General features: G+C 52.3%; 23 protein-coding genes. 18 read left to right on the forward strand and 5 right to left on the reverse strand.

All coding sequences use genetic code 11. The features are described 5' to 3' along the window. Window positions 1–115: 115 nt before the first annotated feature. The 14 genes from DW769_RS05090 to DW769_RS05150 all read left to right on the forward strand — a co-directional run bounded on the left by DW769_RS05090 (window position 116) and on the right by DW769_RS05150 (window position 14,343). The gene (locus DW769_RS05090; protein WP_055228045.1) at window positions 116–1,411 is read left to right on the forward strand and encodes a bifunctional folylpolyglutamate synthase/dihydrofolate synthase; all 1,296 of its coding nucleotides are present in this window, start codon (window positions 116–118) and stop codon (window positions 1,409–1,411) included. Window positions 1,412–1,437: 26 nt separating this feature from the next. After that, window positions 1,438–1,611, forward strand: coding sequence for a hypothetical protein (locus tag DW769_RS16555; RefSeq protein ID WP_022461761.1), 174 nt, complete (start codon window positions 1,438–1,440; stop codon window positions 1,609–1,611). A 9-nt stretch (window positions 1,612–1,620) separates the two neighbouring features. After that, on the forward strand, window positions 1,621–3,036 hold the full coding sequence (locus DW769_RS05095) for a tetratricopeptide repeat protein (RefSeq protein ID WP_022461762.1): 1,416 nt from the start codon (window positions 1,621–1,623) through the stop codon (window positions 3,034–3,036). A gap of 207 nt (window positions 3,037–3,243) precedes the next feature. Continuing rightward, window positions 3,244–3,567, forward strand: a complete 324-nt coding sequence (locus DW769_RS05100; protein ID WP_022461763.1) for an anti-sigma factor antagonist — start codon at window positions 3,244–3,246, stop codon at window positions 3,565–3,567. A 38-nt stretch (window positions 3,568–3,605) separates the two neighbouring features. Beyond that, on the forward strand, window positions 3,606–4,076 hold the full coding sequence (spoIIAB, locus tag DW769_RS05105; protein ID WP_270423031.1) for an anti-sigma F factor: 471 nt from the start codon (window positions 3,606–3,608) through the stop codon (window positions 4,074–4,076). A 33-nt stretch (window positions 4,077–4,109) separates the two neighbouring features. Then, entirely contained in the window at window positions 4,110–4,826 is a 717-nt protein-coding gene (locus DW769_RS05110) for a SigB/SigF/SigG family RNA polymerase sigma factor (protein ID WP_055220004.1), read from the forward strand. A 193-nt stretch (window positions 4,827–5,019) separates the two neighbouring features. Then, entirely contained in the window at window positions 5,020–5,574 is a 555-nt protein-coding gene (locus DW769_RS05115; RefSeq protein WP_055228043.1) for a helix-turn-helix domain-containing protein, read from the forward strand. Window positions 5,575–5,912: 338 nt separating this feature from the next. Then, on the forward strand, window positions 5,913–7,130 hold the full coding sequence (locus tag DW769_RS05120) for an aspartate aminotransferase family protein (RefSeq protein WP_118750062.1): 1,218 nt from the start codon (window positions 5,913–5,915) through the stop codon (window positions 7,128–7,130). Between the two features lie 163 nt (window positions 7,131–7,293). After that, the gene (locus tag DW769_RS05125; RefSeq protein WP_118750063.1) at window positions 7,294–7,914 is read left to right on the forward strand and encodes a cytidylate kinase-like family protein; all 621 of its coding nucleotides are present in this window, start codon (window positions 7,294–7,296) and stop codon (window positions 7,912–7,914) included. A 3-nt stretch (window positions 7,915–7,917) separates the two neighbouring features. Continuing rightward, window positions 7,918–9,441, forward strand: coding sequence for an APC family permease (locus DW769_RS05130; RefSeq protein WP_055219995.1), 1,524 nt, complete (start codon window positions 7,918–7,920; stop codon window positions 9,439–9,441). Between the two features lie 78 nt (window positions 9,442–9,519). Further along, window positions 9,520–10,704, forward strand: coding sequence for an iron-containing alcohol dehydrogenase family protein (locus DW769_RS05135; RefSeq protein ID WP_118750074.1), 1,185 nt, complete (start codon window positions 9,520–9,522; stop codon window positions 10,702–10,704). Between the two features lie 187 nt (window positions 10,705–10,891). Beyond that, window positions 10,892–11,836: an AAA family ATPase gene (locus DW769_RS05140; protein WP_055219993.1), complete on the forward strand. Its 945-nt coding sequence runs from the start codon at window positions 10,892–10,894 to the stop codon at window positions 11,834–11,836. Between the two features lie 6 nt (window positions 11,837–11,842). Continuing rightward, complete coding sequence (locus DW769_RS05145) at window positions 11,843–12,973, forward strand: DUF58 domain-containing protein (protein WP_118741989.1); 1,131 nt, start codon at window positions 11,843–11,845, stop codon at window positions 12,971–12,973. Further along, window positions 12,964–14,343, forward strand: coding sequence for a DUF4129 domain-containing protein (locus tag DW769_RS05150; RefSeq protein WP_118750064.1), 1,380 nt, complete (start codon window positions 12,964–12,966; stop codon window positions 14,341–14,343). The genes DW769_RS05145 and DW769_RS05150 overlap by 10 nt, the downstream gene beginning before the upstream one ends. 1 nt (window position 14,344) lies before the next feature. On the opposite strand, the gene spoVAC is transcribed toward DW769_RS05150, so the two are convergent. From spoVAC to DW769_RS05165, 3 genes are read right to left on the reverse strand one after another with little or no spacing between them, the layout of a single operon-like run. Continuing rightward, window positions 14,345–14,818: a stage V sporulation protein AC gene (gene spoVAC / locus DW769_RS05155; RefSeq protein WP_022461770.1), complete on the reverse strand. Its 474-nt coding sequence runs from the start codon at window positions 14,816–14,818 to the stop codon at window positions 14,345–14,347. Between the two features lie 19 nt (window positions 14,819–14,837). Beyond that, a complete protein-coding gene (locus tag DW769_RS05160; RefSeq protein WP_055219986.1) occupies window positions 14,838–15,260 on the reverse strand; it encodes a stage V sporulation protein AB in 423 nt (140 codons plus the stop codon). Further along, on the reverse strand, window positions 15,217–15,885 hold the full coding sequence (locus DW769_RS05165; RefSeq protein ID WP_118640476.1) for a stage V sporulation protein AA: 669 nt from the start codon (window positions 15,883–15,885) through the stop codon (window positions 15,217–15,219). The genes DW769_RS05160 and DW769_RS05165 overlap by 44 nt, the downstream gene beginning before the upstream one ends. Before the next feature lie 157 nt (window positions 15,886–16,042). Between DW769_RS05165 and spoVAD the strand changes: the two genes are divergently transcribed. The 3 genes from spoVAD to DW769_RS05180 all read left to right on the forward strand — a co-directional run bounded on the left by spoVAD (window position 16,043) and on the right by DW769_RS05180 (window position 18,252). Then, window positions 16,043–17,062 carry a stage V sporulation protein AD gene (gene spoVAD, locus DW769_RS05170; protein ID WP_055219982.1) on the forward strand — a complete coding sequence of 340 codons (1,020 nt, stop codon included), beginning with the start codon at window positions 16,043–16,045 and terminating at the stop codon, window positions 17,060–17,062. Window positions 17,063–17,075: 13 nt separating this feature from the next. Beyond that, complete coding sequence (locus DW769_RS05175; protein WP_117509897.1) at window positions 17,076–17,432, forward strand: SpoVA/SpoVAEb family sporulation membrane protein; 357 nt, start codon at window positions 17,076–17,078, stop codon at window positions 17,430–17,432. Window positions 17,433–17,589: 157 nt separating this feature from the next. Then, window positions 17,590–18,252: a methylated-DNA--[protein]-cysteine S-methyltransferase gene (locus DW769_RS05180; RefSeq protein ID WP_055220159.1), complete on the forward strand. Its 663-nt coding sequence runs from the start codon at window positions 17,590–17,592 to the stop codon at window positions 18,250–18,252. A gap of 99 nt (window positions 18,253–18,351) precedes the next feature. On the opposite strand, the gene DW769_RS05185 is transcribed toward DW769_RS05180, so the two are convergent. Both DW769_RS05185 and proB read right to left on the reverse strand, forming a co-directional pair. Beyond that, the gene (locus DW769_RS05185; protein ID WP_118750065.1) at window positions 18,352–19,554 is read right to left on the reverse strand and encodes a MalY/PatB family protein; all 1,203 of its coding nucleotides are present in this window, start codon (window positions 19,552–19,554) and stop codon (window positions 18,352–18,354) included. Between the two features lie 175 nt (window positions 19,555–19,729). Further along, window positions 19,730–20,812 (reverse strand): glutamate 5-kinase, encoded by a 1,083-nt coding sequence (gene proB, locus DW769_RS05190; RefSeq protein ID WP_226906324.1) that lies wholly within the window; start codon window positions 20,810–20,812, stop codon window positions 19,730–19,732. A gap of 278 nt (window positions 20,813–21,090) precedes the next feature. On the opposite strand from proB, the gene DW769_RS05195 reads away from it, so the two are divergent. Continuing rightward, window positions 21,091–22,203, forward strand: a complete 1,113-nt coding sequence (locus DW769_RS05195; RefSeq protein ID WP_082424949.1) for an NUDIX domain-containing protein — start codon at window positions 21,091–21,093, stop codon at window positions 22,201–22,203. The last annotated feature ends 72 nt before the right edge of the window (window positions 22,204–22,275 follow it).

A 22,275-nucleotide genomic window follows, 5' to 3' on the forward strand; every position in this document is an offset into this window, starting at 1 on the left:
AGTCGAAAAGTCGGGACAAAATTTTGAAAATTGCTATGGACATATCCGGTCACTCGATTATAATGATACTAGGGTCTGAAAGCAGCCCTAAAATACTGAAGAATGGTGAAATAAGGTGAATTATACAGAAGCAGTTGATTATATCGAAACAATACCGAAATTTACGGTGAAGCATCCGCCGGAACATACGAGGGAGCTTCTTTCGCGCCTTGGGAATCCGCAGGAAGGGATCAAAATTATCCATGTGGCGGGCACGAACGGAAAGGGAAGCGTCTGCGCGTACTTGAATGCGATGCTGCTTGCAGGCGGCAAAAAGACAGGACTTTTTACCTCCCCGCACCTTGTACGCATCAACGAGCGGTTCCAGATCAACGGGGAAGATGTGTCGGATGAGCAGTTTCTTGACGCATTTCTCAAAGTGGAAAAAGCAGCCAAAGAATACGAGGCGGAGGGCGAAGGCCATCCGAGCTATTTTGAGACGCTGTTCCTGATGGGAATGCTGATTTTCAAAGAAGCCGGCGTGGAATACCTGGTCATGGAGACCGGCCTTGGCGGACGGCTGGATGCGACAAATGTGGTCGAAAAGCCGCTGGCATGCATCATCACGTCCATCAGCCGCGACCACACCGAGTATCTCGGCGACACCCTCGAGGCGATTGCGGGAGAGAAAGCCGGCATCATCAAAGCCGGTGTCCCGGTGATCTACGACGCCAGCCAGCCAGGTCCGGCTTCTGTCATTGCCGCAAAGGCGAAAGAGATGGGAAGCCCGGCATGGCCGATGGAGCCGTCGTTCTATGAGATGAAAACACAGAGCCGCGAGGGCATCACCTTTACCTTTGCATACCCGGGCGGCGAAAAAGCAGAGCTTGCGATTCCGTACGTGGCAAAATACCAGATGATGAATGCAAGCCTTGCGTTCTACACGATGCATATTCTGCAGGACGTGCACGACATTCCTAAGAACGTGCTTGCGGAAGGTCTTTCGAAGATCAAATGGCCGTGCCGTATGGAAATGGCTGCGCCGGGCGTCATCATCGACGGCGCGCACAACGAGGACGGCATTGCACAGTTTGTCAGCACGGCAGGCTATTTTGCGAAAGAAAACGAGATCACGATTCTGTTCACGGCAGTTGCAGACAAGCACTATCATGAGATGATCGGTGAAATCTGCGAGGGCATCCATCCGTCCCATGTTGTTGCAACGCAGATCGACGGAAGCCGCGTCGTACCGGCGGAAGTGCTTGCAGAGGACTTCAGAAAAGCAGGATGCACGGATGTCTGCGCGGAACCGGAGATCGGGGCAGCGTATGAGAAGGCACTGGGCAAAAAGGGCAGCGGCATGCTGTTCTGCGTGGGTTCTCTGTATCTGGCGGGCGAACTGAAAGCATATCTTGCAAAGCGGAATGGTTAGCGAATACAGGAAGGAATTTTTTGTTTATGTTAAATTACGAAGAAGAACTGAAGAAGTTTAAACCGTGTCTCGATGTGGACGAGGTGGAGGATGCGATTTACAGCCGTGATCTGACGGATGTGATCGACATCTTAAAAGAAATGATGAAAAACGACAAGCCGGAACAGGAAAACGAGACAGAAGCGGAAAAGGAAGAGTAAGGTGCCGGAATGAACTGTATGAATTGTAAATCGGTTGTGGACGTCGGAATGGAGATCTGTCCCAACTGTGGTTTTAACCTGAGAGTACAGAGAAAATGTTTTTCTCTTTCGAATATGTACTACAATCTGGGCCTCGACAAGGCAGAGATCCGGGATCTTTCCGGAGCGATCGATATGCTGCGGCGGAGCCTGAAGTTTAACAAATACAATATCCATGCGCGGAACTTGTTAGGCCTTGTCTATTTTGAGACGGGTGAAGCGGTTGCGGCGTTAAGTGAGTGGATCATCAGCAAGAATATTATGCCGGAGAATAATGTGGCGACGGAGTATATTGCGACGCTGCAGGCGGAGCAGGCGAAGCTGGATATGATCAATCAGACGATCAAGAAATACAACAGTGCGCTGAAATGCTGCCGCGAGAACAATGAGGATGTGGCTGCGATCCAGCTGCGCAAGATTCTGAACCAGAATCCGAAGCTGATCAAGGGATATCATCTGCTGGCGCTGATTTATATTCACAAGGGTGAGTATGAGAAAGCGCGGAAGATTCTGAAAAAGGCGGCGAAAATTGACAAGACGAACTCGACGACGCTTCGTTTCCTGAAGGAGGTTGATTTCCAGACGGGTACGCAGACGTCGCTGGAGCCGCGGCGGTTCGGCCGCAGGGAGCGCACGGAGGAGCAGCGCGAGGACGAGCGTGAGCGTGTGGTAAGCGGGGATACGGTGATTATTCCGCCGACGTTCCGCGAGACGTCTACAGCGGCAACGATGCTGAATATCGGTATTGGGCTGGTGCTTGGCGCACTGGTTGTGTGGTTTCTGATCGGGCCTGCGAATACGCAGCGAATTAACCGGCAGGCGGACGAGAAGGTTGTGGAATACAGCGGCAAGATGGCGAGCCAGGAGGCCCAGCTGAACCAGCTCCAGAGCCAGGTGGATTCTCTGAACGAAACGACGGCTTCTGCGCAGCAGCAGATCCAGACGGCACAGGATACGGCGGCTTCCTATGAGAACCTTTTAAAGGCTGTGGAAGCGCAGCAGCAGGGCAACACGAGCAACGCAACAAACGCACTGACCGAGGTCAACCCGGAGGTGCTTTCTGTGGACGCAAAGGCTGTGTATGACACTATTTACAAGAGCATGCAGTCGTCTATGTTCCAGGAGCTTTCGCAGTCGGGTGTGAATGCATTTGACGATGCGAATTACACTGAGGCGATTGATAAGCTTTCGAAGGCTAAGAATATCAACGACAGTGACTATACGGTGCTTAACTATCTGGCGCATGCGTATCGGCTGAGTGGGGATACCGATAATGCGATTTCGGTGTTCCAGGAGATCATCGATAAGTTCCCGGGAACCCAGAAGGCTACTAAGGCCGAGCAGCAGATTGAGGCGCTGGGGGGGACTGTGAAGACGGAGGAATAGTGAGGACGGACGCCCACGGGTCAGAATGCCGCAGGAGATGCGGCGCTGTTTCGTCGGGCTGATACCACTGACTACGCGGAGGGTGCGTGGGACGAAGGGCAAAAAAGTATAAAAGTGAGAAGATAAAACACAAAAGATGAAATTCGCTTTACGGCGAAAAATCTTTTGTGTTTTTTATTTTATGACAGGAAAGAGGGAGGATGGGAAATGGATAATCGTGTTTGGGTGAAGGATGCGGTGATGACGATTCGGCTTCCGGAAGAGGTGGATCATTTTGTGGCTGACCGGCTTCGGGAGGAGGCGGGGGAGATTTTGGTGGAGAGGAATGTGAGGGAGGTGGTGTTTGATTTTCGGAAGACGGTGTTTATGGACAGTTCGGGGATTGGACTGGTGATGGGAAGGTTTCGGGAGATGGAGCTGATTGGCGGGAAGGTGAGAGCGGTGCATGTGGGAGAGCGGATGCGGAGGATTCTGGTGATGTCGGGGGTGACGCGGGTGATTGAGGTGGAAGAGGAGAAGACGTGGAAGTAGGTTTTGGACGGGGAGTGGGCAGAAAGGGGAATGGGATGATGCGAGAAAGGATGAAAACAGAAGAGAAGATGCGGTGGAATACGATGACGCTGGAATTTGAGAGCCGTCCCTGCAATGAGAGTTTTGCGCGGGTGTCTGCGGCGGCGTTTCTGGCGCAGCTGAATCCGACGGTGGAGGAAGTGGCGGATGTCAAGACGGCGATTTCGGAGGCGGTTACGAATGCGATGATTCACGGATACCGGCAGGAAAAAGGGAAAATTCAGATGAAGTGTGTGCTGGATCTGGAGGAGAAGGTGTTTCAGGTGACGGTAAAAGATACCGGCGTCGGGATTGAAAATGTGGAGAAGGCGATGGAGCCGATGTTTACGACCTGCCCGGAGCTGGAGCGGTCGGGGATGGGGTTTTCGTTTATGGAGGCGTTTATGGATGAGCTGGAAGTAAGGTCGCATCCGGGATGGGGGACGGAAGTGGTGATGAAACGGAAAATCGGTGTGCATCCGGAAATGTAAGGGCCGGATCGGAAGTCATAGGAGTCAGAATGCATGGAACATACGCTTGCCCTGATCGAAAAGGCACACGAAGGGGATAAAGCGGCAAGGGATACACTGGCAGAGGAAAATATGGGACTGGTCTGGAGCATGGTGAGGCGGTTTGCAAACCGCGGGGTGGAGATGGAGGATCTGTGCCAGATCGGGAGCATTGGGCTGTTGAAGGCGATTGATAAATTTGATCCTTCGTTTGAAGTCTGTTTTTCGACGTATGCGGTTCCGATGATTGCGGGGGAGATCCGGCGGTTTCTGCGGTCGGAGGGGATGGTGAAGGTGAGCCGCCCGATCCGGGAACTGGCGTGGAAAGCGTATGCGGTGCGGGAGCGGCTGGAGCGGGAGAACGGGCGCGATCCGACGCTGGCGGAGATAGCGGGGGAGCTTGATGTTACCGTGGAGGAAATCGTGGAGGCGATGGAGTCCGGTGCGGAGGTGGAATCGCTGCAGAAGACCATCTATCAGGGGGAAAACCACGATATTTCTCTGATGGACCGCATTCCGGAAAAAGAGAACGGACAGGAAAAGCTGCTGAACCGGATTTTCTTGGAAGAGCTGTTGGGACGACTGCCCGCGAAGGAGCGGCAGCTCATCTACATGCGCTATTTTCAGGACATGACGCAGGCGCAGATCGCCGGAAAACTGGGGATTTCGCAGGTGCAGGTGTCGCGGATGGAAAAGAAGATTCTGCGGCAGATGCGGATGGAAAAGGTCTGACAAAAATACAAATCCGGCGGAAGGGCGCTTTTCCTGGGAAAGGCAGAGAAAAGCGCCTGAAACCCGGGCGGATAAAGGAAGAAAAGAAAGGCGAAGCGGGAAAAGGCGGCAGAAAGTTTGAAAATATTCACTGGAATATCGGAGGAAGGTGTGCTACAATAAGCGAAATACGAGGAAAGGCAGGTGGAAGAACATGGATTATCTGACAGAAAATGTGGCGGTCAATCTGAAACGGATCCGGCAGTCGAAAGGGATGAGTCTCGACCAGGCCTCGGAGCAGACCGGGGTCAGCAAGAGTATGCTCTCGCAGATCGAAAAGGGAACGGCGAACCCGTCGCTTGGCGTGCTCGGGAAGATTACGAGCGGCCTGCGGATTGAATTTCAGGAGCTGATTGCAACGCCGCTGGTGGATAGTTATCTTGTGACACCGGAGGATCTGGTTCCGACGAAAGAGCTGGAGGGGCAGTACACTGTGTGGACGTGCTTTCCGTATGAGGACACGCGGCTTGTGGAAATCTACCGCATCGACATCGAACCGGGCGGAACGTATGTGAGCGGCGGCCACGGAGAGAAAACAAGAGAGTACCTGGTGGTGACAGACGGCGTGATGACCGTGGAGTGCAATGGAAAAGAGCATGAGATCCACTTGAAGCAGGCATTCCGTTTCGAGACAGACCAGACCCACATCTACCGCAACAGAGGGACGGAGAAGACGAGCTGCATGTGTTTCTTTCTCGACTATCACTAAAAGCCGCAGAATAACAGGCTTTCTTTTTTTGAATGAACTGTTCAATATAATGGACAGAAGTCCACTGGAACATCAGAATAAAAAACAACGGATATGAAAAAAATACGGTGGAAGACGAAAAAACATCAAAAAAGAATAGAAAAAGCGGGTGTTAAAGAAAAAGCAAAAATAAAAAACTTTTTTAAAAAAAGTAATTGACAAATATAGGGAGTGGTGCTATTGTATGGTTGTACAAAATAATAAACGAAAAACAAAGCAAAGACGCTTACCAACGAGTAGTCTTTGCTTTTTTGTTTTTTATTTAAAAAATCTTTTCAACGCTATGGGAGGATAACACTATGAGATTAAAAGACACAGGATTAACGGTTCAGGACATCAAAGACAAAGTAAACAAGTACATGATCGAGACTTACGAGCGTTTCGATTTCCTTGCAGAAACCGCAGAGGGGATGTATATGTACGACGAAAACGGAGCGCCGTATCTTGACTTTTACGCAGGCATCGCCGTAAACAACGCCGGAAACAGAAACCCGAAAGTTGTTGCAGCAGCAAAAGAGCAGCTCGACGATATCATGCATACCTTCAACTATCCATACACCATCCCGCAGGCACTGCTTGCTGAGAAAGTCTGCGAGACCATCGGCATGGACAAGATTTTCTATCAGAACTCCGGTACCGAGGCGAACGAGGCCATGATCAAAATGGCAAGAAAGTACGGCATCGAGAAATACGGCCCGAACCGTTACCACATCGTAACCGCAAAGATGGGCTTCCATGGAAGAACCTTCGGTGCCATGTCTGCAACCGGTCAGCCGGGCAACGGATGCCAGGTTGGATTCGGACCGATGACCTACGGATTCTCCTACGCACCGTACAATGATCTGCAGGCCTTCAAAGATGCATGTACCGAAAACACCATTGCCATCATGGTTGAGCCGGTACAGGGCGAAGGCGGTGTTCATCCGGCAACGAAAGAGTTCATGCAGGGACTCCGGAAGTTCTGTGATGAGAACGACATGCTGCTTCTGATTGATGAAGTACAGACCGGCTGGTGCAGAACCGGTGCGGTAATGTCTTACATGAATTACGGCATCAAACCGGATATCGTATCCATGGCAAAAGGTCTTGGCGGCGGAATGCCGATTGGCGCAATCTGCGCAACAGCTGAAGTAGCAAAAGCCTTTACCCCGGGATCTCACGGAACTACCTTCGGCGGCCATCCAGTCAGCTGTGCAGCAGCACTGGCAGAAGTCAACGAACTGATCGACCGCGACCTTGCCGGAAATGCAAAGAAAGTCGGTGATTACTTCGCAGAAAAATTAGCAAAACTGCCGCATGTCAAAGAAGTCAGACATCAGGGACTGCTGGTCGGCGTAGAGTTTGATGATACCATCAGCGGCGTAGAAGTCAAACATGGCTGCCTTGACCGCCATCTGCTGATCACAGCCATCGGAGCGCACATCATTCGTCTGATCCCTCCGCTTATCGTAACCGAGGAGGACTGCGACAAGGCAGTTGCTATCATCGAAGAAACCGTAAAAGCTCTGGAAAAATAAAGAATTCTTATAGAAACAAAGAAAATCTCATAGCGTGAAAAGAACAGGACAAGGACGTCAAAAAGCAAAGAACCATGCTTCGCCCCTGTCCTGTTTTTCTTTTCATTCTGTGAATCGGAAACAACAGGTAAAACAGAGAAATTAAATGTGAGAGGAAAACGGTATGGGACATCTGGTTATCACAATCGGCTGCGAGTACGGAGCCAAAGGAAATGCCATCGGCAGGAAAATTGCGGAGGATCTCGGAATTAAGTTCTACGACCGCGAACTGGTGGATCAGATTATTGAAGAAGTCGGAATTCCGAAAGACATCATGAACCGTGTAGAAGAGGGCGGTACGATTGCCGGAAAAGGAGCCGAGGGCGATGTCCGTGGATCCTTCTCCAAATATGCGGACCTGACCGAGCGTGCGATTCATGTACAGAAGCAGATCATCCGGAAACTGGCAGAAAAAGAGGCCTGCGTCATCATCGGACGATCCGCGGATTACATCTTAAAGGACAGCAAAGATATCAAGCTCCTCCGGGCTTTTATCTATGCACCGGATGAGATCCGCATTCAGAATATCATGAAGAGCCACAGCCTTTCCGAGAGCGATGCAAAAATTCTGCTGCTCGAGAAGGACAAACGGTATCACAAGCGTCATCTGGCGCTGACCGGCAGCAACCGCGGAGACCGGCACAACCGAGACATTCTGATCAACAGTGCATTCCTTGGTGTGGAGGGCACAGCGGAGTATCTCGAGGAACTGATTCAGAAGAAATACGGAAGCGGGGAGGGATAAGCCATGGAACAGAAAAAATCAGAATTTGACAAAGTATTAGGTGCATGGGATATTCTCGTCATCGCTTTCGGAGCCATGATCGGCTGGGGCTGGGTCGTATCCTCAGGAAGCTGGATTCAGAAAGGCGGCGTTGTCGGAGCTTCAATTGCGTTTGCGATCGGCGGTGTCATGATCTTTTTCATCGGACTGACTTACGCAGAACTGACTGCAGCGATGCCGCAGTGCGGCGGCGAGCACGTCTTCAGCTACAAGGCGATGGGCCCGAACGGTTCGTTCATCTGTACCTGGGCGATTATTTTAGGATACGTCAGTGTTACGTGTTTCGAGGCGTGCGCCTTCCCAACCATCATCACATATCTGTGGCCGGGATTCCTGAAAGGCTATATGTACAGCGTGGCAGGATTTGATATCTATGCTTCCTGGGTAGCCGTAGCCGTTATTGTAGCGTTCCTCATCACACTGATCAATGTGCTGGGCGCAAAAACAGCAGCCGTTCTGCAGACGGTCCTTACCTGTATCATCGGCGGCGCTGGTATCCTTCTGATTGTGGCATCCGTGATCAACGGAGATTCCAGCAATCTGCAGGGACAGATGTTCGTCGGCGAGAGCACCGGAACGATGTTCCAGAACATCATCAAAGTTGCTGTTGTTACCCCGTTCTTCTTCATCGGCTTTGACGTTATCCCGCAGGCAGCAGAGGAAATCAACGTTCCGTTAAAGAAAATCGGTAAAATGATGATTCTCTCCGTTGTACTCGCTGTTGTTTTCTATTCCTGTGTTATCCTGGCTGTCGGCTATGTGCTGAACCCGTCCGAAATCCTGAGCTCGGAAGCAGGAACCGGACTTGTCACAGCAGATGCGATGGCGAAAGCGTTCGGTACAGCGGTTATGGCAAAAGTCATCATCGTCGGCGGTATGTGCGGTATCATCACATCCTGGAACTCCTTTATGATCGGCGGTTCCCGTGCCCTGTACTCTATGGCTGAATCCTACATGATTCCGCCGATGTTCGCAAAGCTTCATCCGCAGCACAAAACTCCGATCAACGCCCTGTTCCTGATCGGCGCGCTGACTATGCTGGCTCCGTTTGCAGGACGAGGCATGATGGTGTGGATCTGTGATGCAGGTAACTTTGGATGCTGTCTTGCCTACTGTATGGTATCTCTTTCCTTCCTGATCCTGCGGAAGAAAGAGCCGGATATGCCGCGTCCGTACCGTGTTCCGGCATACAAATTTGTTGGAACCATGGCGGTTCTGATGTCCGGATGTATGGTACTTGTTTACTGCATTCCTGGTTCCGGCGGAACGCTGGTATGGCAGGAGTGGCTGATGGTAGGCGGCTGGAGCCTCCTCGGTGTTGTATTCTTTGCAGTCTGCAAGTTCAAATATAAAGAGAAGTTCGGCAGCCTGATCGAGCTGATCTCCGACGAGGACGCAGCGTCCCTGATGCCGGAGGCAGACGATGCGGAACTCGACGTTGTTATCGATGCAGCGATCGACCGTGTTCTTGCCAAAATGGCTGGCTGAAGCTGAGATAGGATAAAACAAAGCGTGTCGGAAAGAAAAATTTTCGGCACGCTTTCTGAAAGAAAGGGGAAAAATAAGATGAATCCATTCGAATTTTCGATTCCACAGAATATTATTGTCGGAGCAGGAACGCTTGCCAAACTGCCGGAGTGTGCCAAGAAGATGGGCGGAACCCATGCGATGATTCTTTCCGGTCCTACCCTGAAAAAAATGGGCGTTGTGGACAAAGCAGCGGACAGCCTGAAAGTGGCAGGCATCGCAGCCGATATTTTCACAGATATTGAGGCGAATCCGTCTGTGACGACAGTAGAAAAAGCAACCGAGAGCTATCTTGCTTCCGGCGCAGACTTTCTCGTAGCACTCGGCGGCGGTTCTCCGATGGATGTAGCAAAGGCCGTCGGTGTGACGGCAAAATACGGCGGAAGCATCACGGAATACGAAGGCGCACACAAAGTGCCGGGAAAAATTGTCCCGCTGATTGCCATTCCGACGACTGCGGGAACCGGCTCCGAGGTGACCGCATTTTCCGTGATCACCGACCACAGCAGAGATTACAAGCTGACCGTATTCAGCTATGAACTTCTTCCAGAGTACGCGATTCTCGATCCGGAACTTTTAACTTCCGCTCCGGCATCCGTTGCAGCAGCGTGCGGTATTGATGCCTTTATCCATGCGGAGGAGGCTTATATTTCCACAGCCGCATCTCCGTTCTCCGATGCCATGGCAGAAAAAGCGATGGAATTGATCGGTAAAAATATCCGCCGTTTCGTGGCGCGCAGAACCGATCTCGAAGCCGCAGAGGCGATGCTGACCGGTTCGCTGTTCGCGGGTATTGCATTTTCCTACGCAAGACTTGGAAATGTCCATGCAATGAGTCATCCTGTGAGCGCCTTCTTCGATGTGCCGCACGGCGTGGCAAATGCCGTTCTGCTTCCGGTCATCGCAGAGTACAATGCACTGGCAGACCATGGAAGATATCTGAAGATCTACAACTACATCAGCGAAATCCCGGCATACGCCGATGAATTTGAGCCAATGATGCTGGTCGGCGCGATCCGCGAGCTGACCGCAGCCATCGGAATCCCGGCCAGCCTGACCGATGCGATCCGCCAGGCGGCAAAGGGAAAAGAAGTGACAGCAGAGGAGATCGAGAGCAAAATCGTGCCGATGGCGGTAGATGCGATGAAGAGCGGAAACATCGCCGTCAACCCGAGAGTGTCCCGTCAGCAGGACATCGAGGCGCTGTACCGGAAAGCACTGTAAGAGACAAGCTAATTTATAGAAGAAACCGTAAAGGGCGATGCTGTGAAAAGTATGTACAGCATCGTCCTTTTTCTGCTTGTCTTCCGAAAATATGTGCTGTAAAATAAATTTATCGTGCTGTTCTTACAAAACAGAGCAGCGAGGGGTGGATTTTTTTATTAAATCTTACTATTGGAGGAAGCAAAACATGGAAAATAATGTATTGCAGCAATTAAAAGAAAATATCGCAAAGGTCATGATCGGAAACGAGCGCACGATCGAGCTTGTCCTGACCTGCCTTGTTGCCAAAGGTCATATCCTGCTCGAGGATGTCCCGGGAACAGGAAAAACGGTCATGGCGAAATCCCTTGCGAAATCCGTCGAGGCAGAGTTCGGCCGCATCCAGTTCACACCGGACTTACTGCCGTCCGATGTCACCGGTCTCAATTATTTTGATGCCAAAAGCGGAGAGTTCGTCTTTTCGAAAGGCCCTGCCTTCTGCAACATTCTGCTTGCCGATGAGATCAACCGTGCAACGCCGAAGACGCAGAGCAGCCTTCTCGAGTGCATGGCTGAGCGCCAGATCACCGTGGACGGTGTGACACGGCCGCTCGAGGAGCCGTTCCTCGTCATCGCCACGCAGAACCCGCTCGAGACGCTCGGAACCTTCCCGCTGCCGGAGGCGCAGATGGACCGTTTTTTAATGAAACTTTCGATGGAAGCATTAAGCCCGGCGGAAGAGACGCAGATGATCGCCCGTTTCCTGACCGAGGAGCCGCTCGCCGAGCTGTCGTCTGTCTGCCAAAAAGAAGAAATCCGTACCCTGCAGGAGGCGTGTAAAGAAGTCTACCTGCATCCGGAACTGGTACAGTATCTCGTCCGCATCGTACAGGAGACGAGAGTCAACAGCAAAATTGCAAGCGGTGTGAGCCCGCGTGGAACACTCGCATTTTTACGTGCCGTACAGGGCCACGCGCTGGTGCAGGGACGAAACTACGTTGTGCCGGAGGACTTCAAGACCGTGGCTGTTCCGGTACTCGCACACCGTCTCACCATGCAGATCGGCGCAGACGACGGAAGAGCCGCAGAATCGGTGATCGAGGAAATTTTAAACCGCATCGATCTGCCGACCGAAAACTGGTCAGGAAGGTAACGGACTATGCTTCTTTTATTACTATTTGGAATGGCGCTCGCCTGGTTTCTGCAGAAAAAGCTGTACCAGAAAAACTGGCAGAAAAATCTGAAAATCCAGGTCAGCTTCCAGGATTCCGCGATCTATGAGGGCGAGGAGAGTACGTTAAAAGAGGTTATCGTAAACGACAAACTGCTGCCGATTCCGGCACTCGAGCTTGGCATTTCGATGAGCCGCAATCTGGAATTCGACCGCGAGGCAAAAGCAAACGCGAGCATCACCGACCAGAGCTACAAACGCGATGTCTTTTCGTTCCTGTTTCATCAGCAGGTCACGAGAACACTGCCGTTTCAGGCGAAAAAACGAGGATTCTACGAGATCACCGGTGCGCATGCCGTAGCGTACGATCTTTTTTTCCGGGAGGGTCTTTACAGCGATTACCCGCAGCAGACACAGATGTACGTTTACCCGCGCCAGGTCGATACTGCACGGATTCAGATGATCTGCCGTGCCGTGTCGGGCATGGTTCTGTCACGGAATCGCCTGTACGAGGACCCGTTTGAATTTTCCGGTATCCGCGATTACCGGAAAGAAGACCCGATGAACCGCATCAACTGGAAATCGTCGGCACGGATGGGAGATCTGATGGTCAATCAGTTTGACGCGACGACGAGCGTGGAAGTTACGGTGCTTCTCGATATCGAGGACGCCAACATTCTGCGCGAGGAAGCGCAGGTCGAGGAGAGCATCCGCATCACGTCTTCGCTTGCGGCGCGGATGGTGAAAAACAAGATGAATCTGTGGGTGAAGAGCAATGCGAAAGATGAGGAGACCGGCGAGGAGCTGCGTGTCCATCTGGCAGCGGGCGCCGGAAAAACAGCGGAGCTGAACCGGAAACTGGCGTGCGTGCAGCTTGGGGGCAATCTCACAGGCAGCGCGGAGTTTCTGCACAAAGAGGCGGAAAAAGAGCTCACCGGCCACACCTACGTTGTCGTATCCAAAAACAGAACCGATGAGGTCCGTGAGGCGCTTCATCTGCTCTCCGGTGCGCAGAACCAGGTGCTGTGGGTGATTCCGTATCTGCCGGGCGAAGAAGTTCCGTCAGAGCAGAACCGTGCGTACACCGCAATCGGCTGGGAGGTGAAACCATGGAAATAAAAAAGACACCGGTACAGATCCCGCTGACCTGGCTTCATGTCTGGCTTTTATTCGCCGGCATCTATGGCTTTGCCGCCAGTTTTCTGGAGCTGACGGGAAGGGAGGCGCTGTATTTCTGCGCCATATCCTTATTGCTGCTGATTCCGGCCGCCGCAAGCTGGATTCTGATCCGGAAAACGAAAGCACTCTGGCAGTTTCTGCTTGGCGGAATTGCGGTCTGCGCGGTGACGTATCTGGCAGCGAAATTTTTCTGTTCCCTGTTCAGTGTGCAGGCGGCAGCGGTAATTGAAGCGGCTGCGGCGGCAAACGATGGAAAAAACAAGTTTGAGAACGGTATTTCTCCTGCATTTCTGGAGAGCCTTTCCGGCGTGATGACGGGTCTTATGGCCGCTGTGATTTTCCTGATCCGCGGCTATGTCAGAATCCGCAAAGGCCAGTTAAAGAAAGCAGCGCAGGAACTGCCGGCCGGCTCAATGCCGCTGGCGGATATGGAAGCGTGGGAGATCCCGACGCTCCTCGATGAGCCAAAGCCCCTTCATTTTCTCTGGTTTATGATACAGTATGTGATCGGTGTGCTGATGAAAATGCCGTTCTACTGGCATCTGATCTACTGGTTTTTCTTTGCAGATGTATTCCTGTGCTTCTTCTGCCAGTACCTCGACGGCATGCACGGGTTCATCCGTGACCATCAGAAAATCGCCAATCTCCCGGTGGAGATGATGCAGCGGACGGGAAAACTGATCCTGAAAATTGCAGTACTCCTTCTGGTACTGTTCGTGCTCCCATCGGCGCTCTACGGAAAGGATCCGATTGCGGAGGCGATCGCAGGATATGAGCCGAAAGAGCTGGAAAGCGATCTTACGATCGAAACACCGGAGGCCGAGACGCCGCAGGGCATGGAGCAGGCCGATCTGTCCGATATGCTGGGGGACAAAGAGTACAAACCGATGCCGCAGTGGATCCAGAATCTTTTTACGGCGGTCATGTATCTTGTGATGGTTGCCGTCGGAACCGCGGTTCTGCGGGCGATTTACCAGAGCGTAAAAAATGCGGGAAAAGCCTTCTCAGAGGATGAGGAGGACGAAGTTCTCTTCCTGCATCAGGGAAACGACGAACGGGAAAATCTGCCGTGGCGGCGGGAAAAGAAAGAGGGCTATCTCTCCCCGAATATGCGTATCCGCCGGCAGTATAAAAAAACGATCAAAAAAGCCGGAAAATACCAGCCGACCGGAGCCGAAACCCCGGCGGAGCTGGAAGAGAGAAACGAGCTTTCCGGCGACGGCATGAGACGGCTGCACGACGGCTATGAAAAAGCCCGTTACAGCCGCGAGGGCTGCACAAAAGAAGAGGCGGAAGCGCTGCGGAACTGATTTAAAACCAGTTCCCGGCAGCGGTCCACAGCCAATAGAGAAAGCCGAGCAGCCAGCTTGCAAAGACACCGTACAGAATGACAGGTCCGGCGATGGTGAAAATTTTCGCACCGATGCCGAAGACCTGTCCTTCTTTTTTATATTCAATCGCAGGAGCTGCAACCGAGTTGGCAAAGCCGGTGATCGGGACGAGCGCACCGCAGCCGGCAAAGGTGACGATTTTCTGATAGATGTTGAGGCCGGTTAAAATCACACTGCTAAGGATCAGAATCAGCGAGCACCAGGAGCCGGCGTCATCTTTGCTGAGTGAGAACTGCGTTTTGCCGATATGGAGCAGAATCTGCCCCACGACACAGATCAGACCGCCGACGATAAAGGCTTTTGCCATATTGCAGAAGAGATTCTGCTTTGGCGTCACCTCTTTGACAAACTGTTCGTATTCTTTTTTTGCCCGTTCACTTTTTAAACTCTGCATCACATCTTACCTCCAGTTCTTATTGAAATCCACTTGCAAAATAATAGAGAGAGCCCGCGATTTTCCCTGCCGCCATGCAGAGAATTACAAACGGCAGTCCGCGCGTCAGTCCGATCCGGCGGCAGAGGATCGAAAACAGGTTGACGACTTCGCCGAGCGCGATGATCCAGCTTCCCAGATAAATGCCCGCAAAAAGCCAGAACACACCGGCCGTCCAGGAGGGCAGGGAAAACGAGAAGGTGCCAAGCGAGAAAAGATCGCCGAACAGCGCCCCGGCCATACAGCAGCATTCGTAAAAACGCAGGCTCTCTGCTGTCTTTGTGATGCCGGCGTACCGTGTCACGATGCCAAGGCCGATCACAAGCGCGACAAGGCCGCTCGCGATGAAAAAGCCAAGGCTAAGACCGGCTGTGATCAGCAGGATCTCTGGCAGGATTCGCATGAAAAGCCTCCTTTCCTTTACCGGAGCGGTCGTTCTGTTCGAGAATGGTCGTATCGATATCATCCTCGTAGACCCGCATTTCCACCTCGAGCGGCGTCGGGTCCTGCGTGAATTTCCGCCGTCCGAAATGGTTGAAATAGAGCACGACGCCAAGGCCGATGCCGATGGAATATGAAATTTCCAGCACCGAAAATCCGGGCGTCATCTGCGGGAGAAAACGGGTGTAAACATCCAAAAACAGCTCGCGGACGCCGATGTCGGTGTGGAAGGTCATAATGGAAAACGCAGTTCCGATAAACGTAAGGATGCCGACCAGAATCGTTTTGCACCAGCTGATCCAGGTGTTTTTCTGACGCGGATCCTCGTACGTTAAAATAAAATTCGGCTCGCCGATGTGGGTGACATCGACGTGCTCCTCGGCCTCCGTGACGAGGCGGACGAGGGTGGAGGCGGAGCAGACGTAGCGTCCGTATCCGTCATCGGGAAGATGCGCCACGCGGCGGACCTGATTGCGGGCAAGGACAGCGCCGTCTGAACAGGAAAGCTGCGCCACATCGCCGAGCGTCACGACGGGACTGGTGATTTTGATATTCCGCTCCGTCTGAAGATACAGCATTTCACTCATGAAAAACATTCCTCTAAAAGTTTCTGAAACAGGATTTTTGTGCTACAGCGTACAGAGTTCCCTAAAACAGGAAAATCATGCGTAAGAATGGAAAAAACGGAAATACTGAAGGTCAGAAATGGTAAGACGCAAAATAAGAAAACGGAGGAATTTGCCGATGAGACAGATGACAGGAAAGCAGAGCATCTCGTTTGCCAAAGCCGTCTATATCGAGGGCAGCGCGGCGATTGTAGGAGAAAAGGAAAAGGATGGACCGCTGGGCGAATACTTTTCGCACACGCTTTCGGACCCGATGTGCGGGCAGGAGAGCTGGGAGGAGGGCGAGAGTGAACTGCAGCTTGCCACCGCGAAGCTGGCAATGCAGAAAGCCAATGTGAGGCCAGAGCAGATCCGCATGATTTTTGCGGGCGATCTTCTGGCACAGTCAATCGCATCATCGTTCGGCCTGGTGGATCTGAACTGCCCGCTCTACGGCCTGTTCGGTGCCTGCTCGACGATGGGAGAGGCGCTTTCGCTTGGCGCGATGGCAGTCGCAGGAGGATACGGTGACCGGGTGCTGGCGGTGACATCGAGCCATTTTGGAACGGCGGAGAAGGAGTTCCGTTTTCCGCTCGCCTACGGAAACCAGCGCCCGCCGTCCGCGAGCTGGACGGTGACGGGAAGCGGCGCGTGTGTGCTTGGGAAAACGAAGAGCAGAGTGAAAATCACGGGCGCTACGACGGGAAAAATCATTGATTACGGGCTGAAAGACAACCAGAACATGGGCGCCTGCATGGCCCCCGCTGCGTGCGATACGATTGCACAGAACCTCGTCGATTTCAACCGGGAACCGGCCGATTACGACCGCATTGTGACGGGAGATCTCGGCGTTGTGGGGCGGGAAATTCTGCTGGAGCTGCTGAAGAAAAAAGGATACGATATCTCGGAACAGCACAGTGACTGCGGCATGCTGATCTTCGATCCGGCAAAACAGGACACCGGTGCGGGCGGAAGCGGCTGCGGCTGTGCGGCATCGGTGCTGGCGGAGTATCTGCTGCCGAAGCTGGAAAACGGAGAGTGGAAGAGGATTCTGTTTGTACCGACTGGTGCGCTGATGTCGAAGGTCAGCTTTCAGGAGGGCAGCAGCGTGCCTGGTATTGCACAGGCGGTTGTAATCGAGAGGGAGGAGGATGTGTAAAATGGGAACGTTCATGGAATATTTCAATGCCTTCTGGGTCGGCGGCCTCATTTGTGCCCTGTGCCAGATTCTGCTCGACCGCACGAAAATGCTGCCGGGAAGAATTATGGTAACGCTTGTGTGCACGGGCGCGGTGTTGAGCTTTCTGGGACTCTACGATCCATTTGCAGAATACGCCGGGGCAGGCGCGTCGGTGCCGCTGCTCGGGTTCGGGCATCTTTTGTTTCAGGGAGTAAAAGATGCCGTAAAAGAAAGCGGATTTTTAGGAGTGTTCCAGGGCGGATTAAAGGCGGGGGCTGTCGGAACATCAGCGGCGTTGATTTTCGCGTATCTTGCAAGCTGGATTTTCCAGCCGAAGATGAAAAAATAGCAGGTGAAAAATTGCGCAGAAGCAGGCGGACTGATATAATAAAGAAAAATGCCGCAGAAAAAAGCAGAATCGCAGCGGCAGGACGAATACAGAAAAAAGCGGGTGTTTTGCGGAAAAAACATCAAAACACCCGCGACAGGAAGAAAGGAAGTCTGCAATGAAGACAAGAGAAGAAGCGCTATCCTATGGCCTTTCCTTCCCGGACACATATCAGGAAGCACCGTTCCACGATGACAACTGGCAGCTCATCCGCGTGAAAGGAAGCAAAAAGGCATTTCTGTGGGTCTATGAAAAGGACGGAATCATTCAGCTGAATGTAAAAGCAAACCCGGAATGGCGGGACTACTGGCGCGATGCATTCGCGTCAGTTATCCCGGGATATCATCAGAACAAAGAACATTGGAACACGATTCTCCTCGACGGAACCGTACCCGATGACGCTGTGCGTACCATGATCGCCGAGAGCTACGACATCATCACGGACAGCCCGACCAAAAGAATCTATGAGGCGGTAAAGCAGATTCCGCGCGGAAAAGTGGCGACATACGGCCAGATAGCAGCGCTTGCAGGCGAGCCGAAGATGGCGCGTGCCGTGGGAAACGCCTTACATAAAAACACAGATCCGGAGCACATTCCATGCTACCGTGTGGTAAACTCCAAAGGCGAACTGGCCGCGGAATTTGTCTTCGGCGGCGCCGGGAAACAGGCGGATATGCTGGAGGCAGACGGCATTGTGCTGGAAAACGGCCGCGTCAATTTAAAGAAGTACGGCATCAACGTGGAAGAGATGCTGGCACAGCGGGAGCTGGAGCAAAACTGAAAAAATAGGATGCACAAAACAGCGAAAGACCGGAACGGCAGAGGAAAATGTCCGTTTCGGTCTTTCATTATGTTTGGCTTATAAAATTAGAAAATACAATTATTTCGCATTGAATACATACTTATCCATACGGTCAAATGCCTCTTTCACAAGCACATGCGGCAGTGCCAGATTCAGGCGGATCGCATACGGTCTGTGGAACGGCCGTCCGTCCTGCCAGATCACGCCGACAGCAACACCAGCTTTCAGCAGTGTATCCATATCGGTATCATGCTCCTTGCACCACTCCTCGCAGTCGAGGTACAGCATGTACGTTCCTTCTGGTTTGGAAAGCTTCACGCCCTTGAAATGCTCGAGAATGTAGTTGTACGCATAATCCGCATTCGATTTCAGCACTTCGCGCAGTTCATCCACCCACTGGTATCCCTCCGGACGGTAAGCGCCGATCAGCGCATGAACAGAGAGTACGTTCGGAGAATTGTAGTGAGAAAGGGACGAAGCCTTCTCCACACGGTCGCGCAGCATGCGGTTGTAGATGATGTGGTAGGAGCCTACAAGGCCAGCCAGGTTAAAGGTCTTGGACGGTGCATAAAGTGCGATGGTGCGCTCGCGTGCATCCTTCGAAACGGACTGCGTTGGGATATGTTTGAAGCCCGGCAGTGTCAGGTCAGACCAGATCTCATCGGAGATGACAACGCATTCATTTGCTTTGTAAATTTCCATCGCCTTTTCAATTTCCTCGCGCTCCCAGACACGGCCTGTCGGGTTGTGCGGAGAGCAGAAAATCGCGAAATGAATGTTATGTTCTTTTAACTTGCGGTCCATATCGGCGTAGTCCATACGCCATACGCCGTTCTCATCCTGAACAAGATCGGAGAGAACGATATTGCGTCCGCAGTTCTCAAGAACACCGGTAAAACCGATGTATGTCGGGGAATGCAGAAGAATGGATTCGCCCGGGGATGTAAAAGCGGTAGCAGCCGAAGCAACACAGCCGAGCACGCCGTTCTCATAGCCGATCGCCTCACGCGGCAGATCTTCCACACCGTTGCGCTCTTTCTGCCAGCGGATGATGCTGTCAAAATATGCATCCGGCAGATTAAAGTAGCCAAAATGCGGTTCGTTGACTCTCGCGTGAATTGCTTCCTGAATGGTCGGAAGAGACGGGAAGTTCATGTCGGCCACCCACATCGGGATGCGGGAGAAGCCCTCTTTGACTTCCGCACCCGGAATCGGGATCTGATCGACAGCGATCGAATCGTGGCCGCTGCGGTTCATCAGAGATGTAAAATCGTATTTCATTGGTAAAAACCCTCCTTTGTGTTTGCTGTGCTCTCGAAGTAAAACCAAAAGCACATGGAAAACCGGATGCAGCTTCCTTTCCTCGCTGAAAGAAAAACCTGCAGCCGGCTGAATACAAATATTATAACACGGAGGGGAATTTTCGTAAACAAAAGAATGCTTTATTCGGCACCATTTATTCCGCGCCGATCCAGTTATCGCGGTTGATTGCTTCCGTGTGGCTGGTGCTTTCGTTCATGATTTTCTGCAGATCCGGCCGGTCATAGTTGACAATGCCCTTTCCGAGATATTCATGGCTGCCGCGCCGGAAGACGCTGACGACATCGCCTTTCTTAAAATCGCCTTCGACTGCCACGATGCCTTTGGGAAGCAGGCTCTTTGCCTGAACAGCAAGTGCTTCTGCGGCACCCTCATCGACGTAGAGGTTGCCCGCACTCGGCGCATAGAATGCCATCCACTGCAGACGCGTTTTCATGTTGTGGCCGCTGGCGGTAAAGTACGTTCCTTTTGCGGTTCCTTTCACCGCACGCACAATGTTGTTTTCCTCCGCCGAGGAGCAGATCAGAACCGGCACACCGGCTCTTGTGGCAAGCGAAGCGGCGGAGAGCTTCGTTGTCATGCCTCCCGTTCCGTTGCCCGATCCCGCACCGCCTGCCGCAGCAGTGAGCTCCGGCGTGATCTCATTTACCACGTCGATATGGCGCGCATTCGGGTCACTCTTTGGATTGGCAGTGTAGAGCCCGTCGATATCGGTCAGCAGAATCAGAAGCGATGCATGCAGCATCGCAGCCACCTGGGCAGAGAGCGTGTCGTTGTCGCCGACCTTCAGCTCCTCAATCGCGATCGTATCGTTCTCATTGATGATCGGAATCGCACCGCGCCCGAGCAGGACGGAGAGGGAGCCGAAGATGTTTTTATAGCGGCGGCGGTCCTCAAAGTCACTGCGGTTCAAAAGAATCTGCGCACACGGAATCTGGTACGCCATCAGATTTTTCGTGTATTCCTCCATCAGAAGGCCCTGGCCGACAGCAGCGGCAGCCTGTTTATCGGCAATTTTCGTCGGCCGTTTTTTAAAGCCGAGACGGGAAAAGCCTGCGGCGATCGCACCGGAGGAAACGAGAATCACATGGTGGCCTGCCGTCTGCAGCGCGGCAAGCTGGGTCGTAATGTTCCGTATTTTTTCAGCATCCATGGTTCCGTCTGAGAGTGTCAGGGAGCTGGTGCCGACTTTCACAACTATCGTCTGTTTTTCCATCATGAAAACCTCAAATGTAAGAAATGATAAGAAACGTTGTTTACGGGTGACAAAACATCAATTACAGACACTTTAACACAGTACTGTGTGAGAGTCAAGAAGATGCGGAATGGTCGTTACATTTTTCGTGAAAGATCTGCAAAAAGATAGAAATTTGTTGCTGGAATTCTGAAAAAGTATGGTAGAATAGAAAACGAGAAAAAGGTGTGTGCAGAAATACATTTTTCCTGAAAAACAAAAGAAGCGGAAAGAAGTCCGGCACACGACGGAGGGAGTCAAAGATGGAGGAAAAAACAGAAGAAAGAGGCAGAGGCTGCATGACAACGCTGTGCTACATCGAAAAGGATGACAGCTATCTGATGATGCACCGCACGGTGAAAAAGAACGATGTCAACAAGGACAAGTGGATCGGCGTCGGCGGCCATGCGGAACTTGGCGAAAGCCCGGAGGAATGCCTGCTGCGTGAAGTAAAAGAGGAAACCGGCTACACGCTGACGAGCTGGCGTTTCCGCGGTCTCGTTACCTTTGTGACAGAGGCAGAAAACAGCAAAACGGTGGAGTACATGGAGTATATGTGTCTCTACACGGCAGACGGATTCACGGGAGAACCGACTGCATGTGATGAGGGCGAACTCGCCTGGGTGAAAAAAGAGGACGTCCTGCACCTGAATCTGTGGGAGGGAGACAAAATCTTTTTCCGCCTTCTGAATGAAGACGAGCCGTTTTTCTCCCTGAAGCTGCGGTATGTGGGCGACACGCTCGCAGAAGCGGTGCTGAACGGAAAACAGATGGAACTTTTTGAGGAGCGCTCAGGCGACGGCACGCCGACCGGAACCATCGTAGAACGCGGCGTGGCGCACAGTGAGGGACGGTGTCACGGAACGGCACATATCTGGATTGCACGGGCGAATGAGAAGAGCGGCTGTGAGGTACTGCTGCAGAAAAGGAGTGCCTGGAAAGATTCGAATCCGGGCTGCTACGATATTTCAAGCGCCGGCCATCTTTCGGCGGGCGATACATATTTGGAAGGGGCTCTGCGGGAAATCGGCGAGGAGCTCGGCATCCACGCAGAGGCAGAGGAGCTGAGGGATCTTGGCCTGCTGGAAAAAGTATCACACGGTGTTTTTTACGGAAAACCGTTCCACGATCATGAGGTCAGCGCCGTGTATCTTTACACGAAGCCGGTCGAGGCGGAAAAACTGCATCTACAGGAGTCGGAAGTAGAAGCAGTCCGCTGGATGGATCTCAAAGAGTGCCAGAAGGCGGTAAGAGAAGGAAGCATTCCCAACTGTATTGATATACGGGAACTGGAAATGATTGAAAAAGCGTGGTTCGCCGGAGAAAAAACAAAAGATGAGGCAGAAAAAGAGGCAGCAGCCACCGCTGAAAAATAAAAAGAAATGCATGAAAAAAGTCACCGGTTCGAAATAGAACATGGTGACTTTTTTGGATATCGCGTAAATGAA

This window comes from Blautia sp. AM29-29, from assembly GCF_003480555.1.
Classification (GTDB): domain Bacteria; phylum Bacillota; class Clostridia; order Lachnospirales; family Lachnospiraceae; genus Fusicatenibacter; species Fusicatenibacter saccharivorans.

Coding starts and splice junctions, on each gene's coding strand:
- DW769_RS16555 (WP_022461761.1), top strand. CDS start 1,438: ATGTTAAATTACGAAGAAGAACTGAAGAAGTTTAAACCGTGTCTCGAT.
- DW769_RS05095 (WP_022461762.1), top strand. CDS start 1,621: ATGAACTGTATGAATTGTAAATCGGTTGTGGACGTCGGAATGGAGATC.
- DW769_RS05100 (WP_022461763.1), top strand. CDS start 3,244: ATGGATAATCGTGTTTGGGTGAAGGATGCGGTGATGACGATTCGGCTT.
- spoIIAB (WP_270423031.1), top strand. CDS start 3,606: ATGCGAGAAAGGATGAAAACAGAAGAGAAGATGCGGTGGAATACGATG.
- DW769_RS05110 (WP_055220004.1), top strand. CDS start 4,110: ATGGAACATACGCTTGCCCTGATCGAAAAGGCACACGAAGGGGATAAA.
- DW769_RS05115 (WP_055228043.1), top strand. CDS start 5,020: ATGGATTATCTGACAGAAAATGTGGCGGTCAATCTGAAACGGATCCGG.
- DW769_RS05120 (WP_118750062.1), top strand. CDS start 5,913: ATGAGATTAAAAGACACAGGATTAACGGTTCAGGACATCAAAGACAAA.
- DW769_RS05125 (WP_118750063.1), top strand. CDS start 7,294: ATGGGACATCTGGTTATCACAATCGGCTGCGAGTACGGAGCCAAAGGA.
- DW769_RS05130 (WP_055219995.1), top strand. CDS start 7,918: ATGGAACAGAAAAAATCAGAATTTGACAAAGTATTAGGTGCATGGGAT.
- DW769_RS05135 (WP_118750074.1), top strand. CDS start 9,520: ATGAATCCATTCGAATTTTCGATTCCACAGAATATTATTGTCGGAGCA.
- DW769_RS05140 (WP_055219993.1), top strand. CDS start 10,892: ATGGAAAATAATGTATTGCAGCAATTAAAAGAAAATATCGCAAAGGTC.
- DW769_RS05145 (WP_118741989.1), top strand. CDS start 11,843: ATGCTTCTTTTATTACTATTTGGAATGGCGCTCGCCTGGTTTCTGCAG.
- DW769_RS05150 (WP_118750064.1), top strand. CDS start 12,964: ATGGAAATAAAAAAGACACCGGTACAGATCCCGCTGACCTGGCTTCAT.
- spoVAC (WP_022461770.1), bottom strand. CDS start 14,818: ATGCAGAGTTTAAAAAGTGAACGGGCAAAAAAAGAATACGAACAGTTT.
- DW769_RS05160 (WP_055219986.1), bottom strand. CDS start 15,260: ATGCGAATCCTGCCAGAGATCCTGCTGATCACAGCCGGTCTTAGCCTT.
- DW769_RS05165 (WP_118640476.1), bottom strand. CDS start 15,885: ATGAGTGAAATGCTGTATCTTCAGACGGAGCGGAATATCAAAATCACC.
- spoVAD (WP_055219982.1), top strand. CDS start 16,043: ATGAGACAGATGACAGGAAAGCAGAGCATCTCGTTTGCCAAAGCCGTC.
- DW769_RS05175 (WP_117509897.1), top strand. CDS start 17,076: ATGGAATATTTCAATGCCTTCTGGGTCGGCGGCCTCATTTGTGCCCTG.
- DW769_RS05180 (WP_055220159.1), top strand. CDS start 17,590: ATGAAGACAAGAGAAGAAGCGCTATCCTATGGCCTTTCCTTCCCGGAC.
- DW769_RS05185 (WP_118750065.1), bottom strand. CDS start 19,554: ATGAAATACGATTTTACATCTCTGATGAACCGCAGCGGCCACGATTCG.
- proB (WP_226906324.1), bottom strand. CDS start 20,812: ATGATGGAAAAACAGACGATAGTTGTGAAAGTCGGCACCAGCTCCCTG.
- DW769_RS05195 (WP_082424949.1), top strand. CDS start 21,091: ATGGAGGAAAAAACAGAAGAAAGAGGCAGAGGCTGCATGACAACGCTG.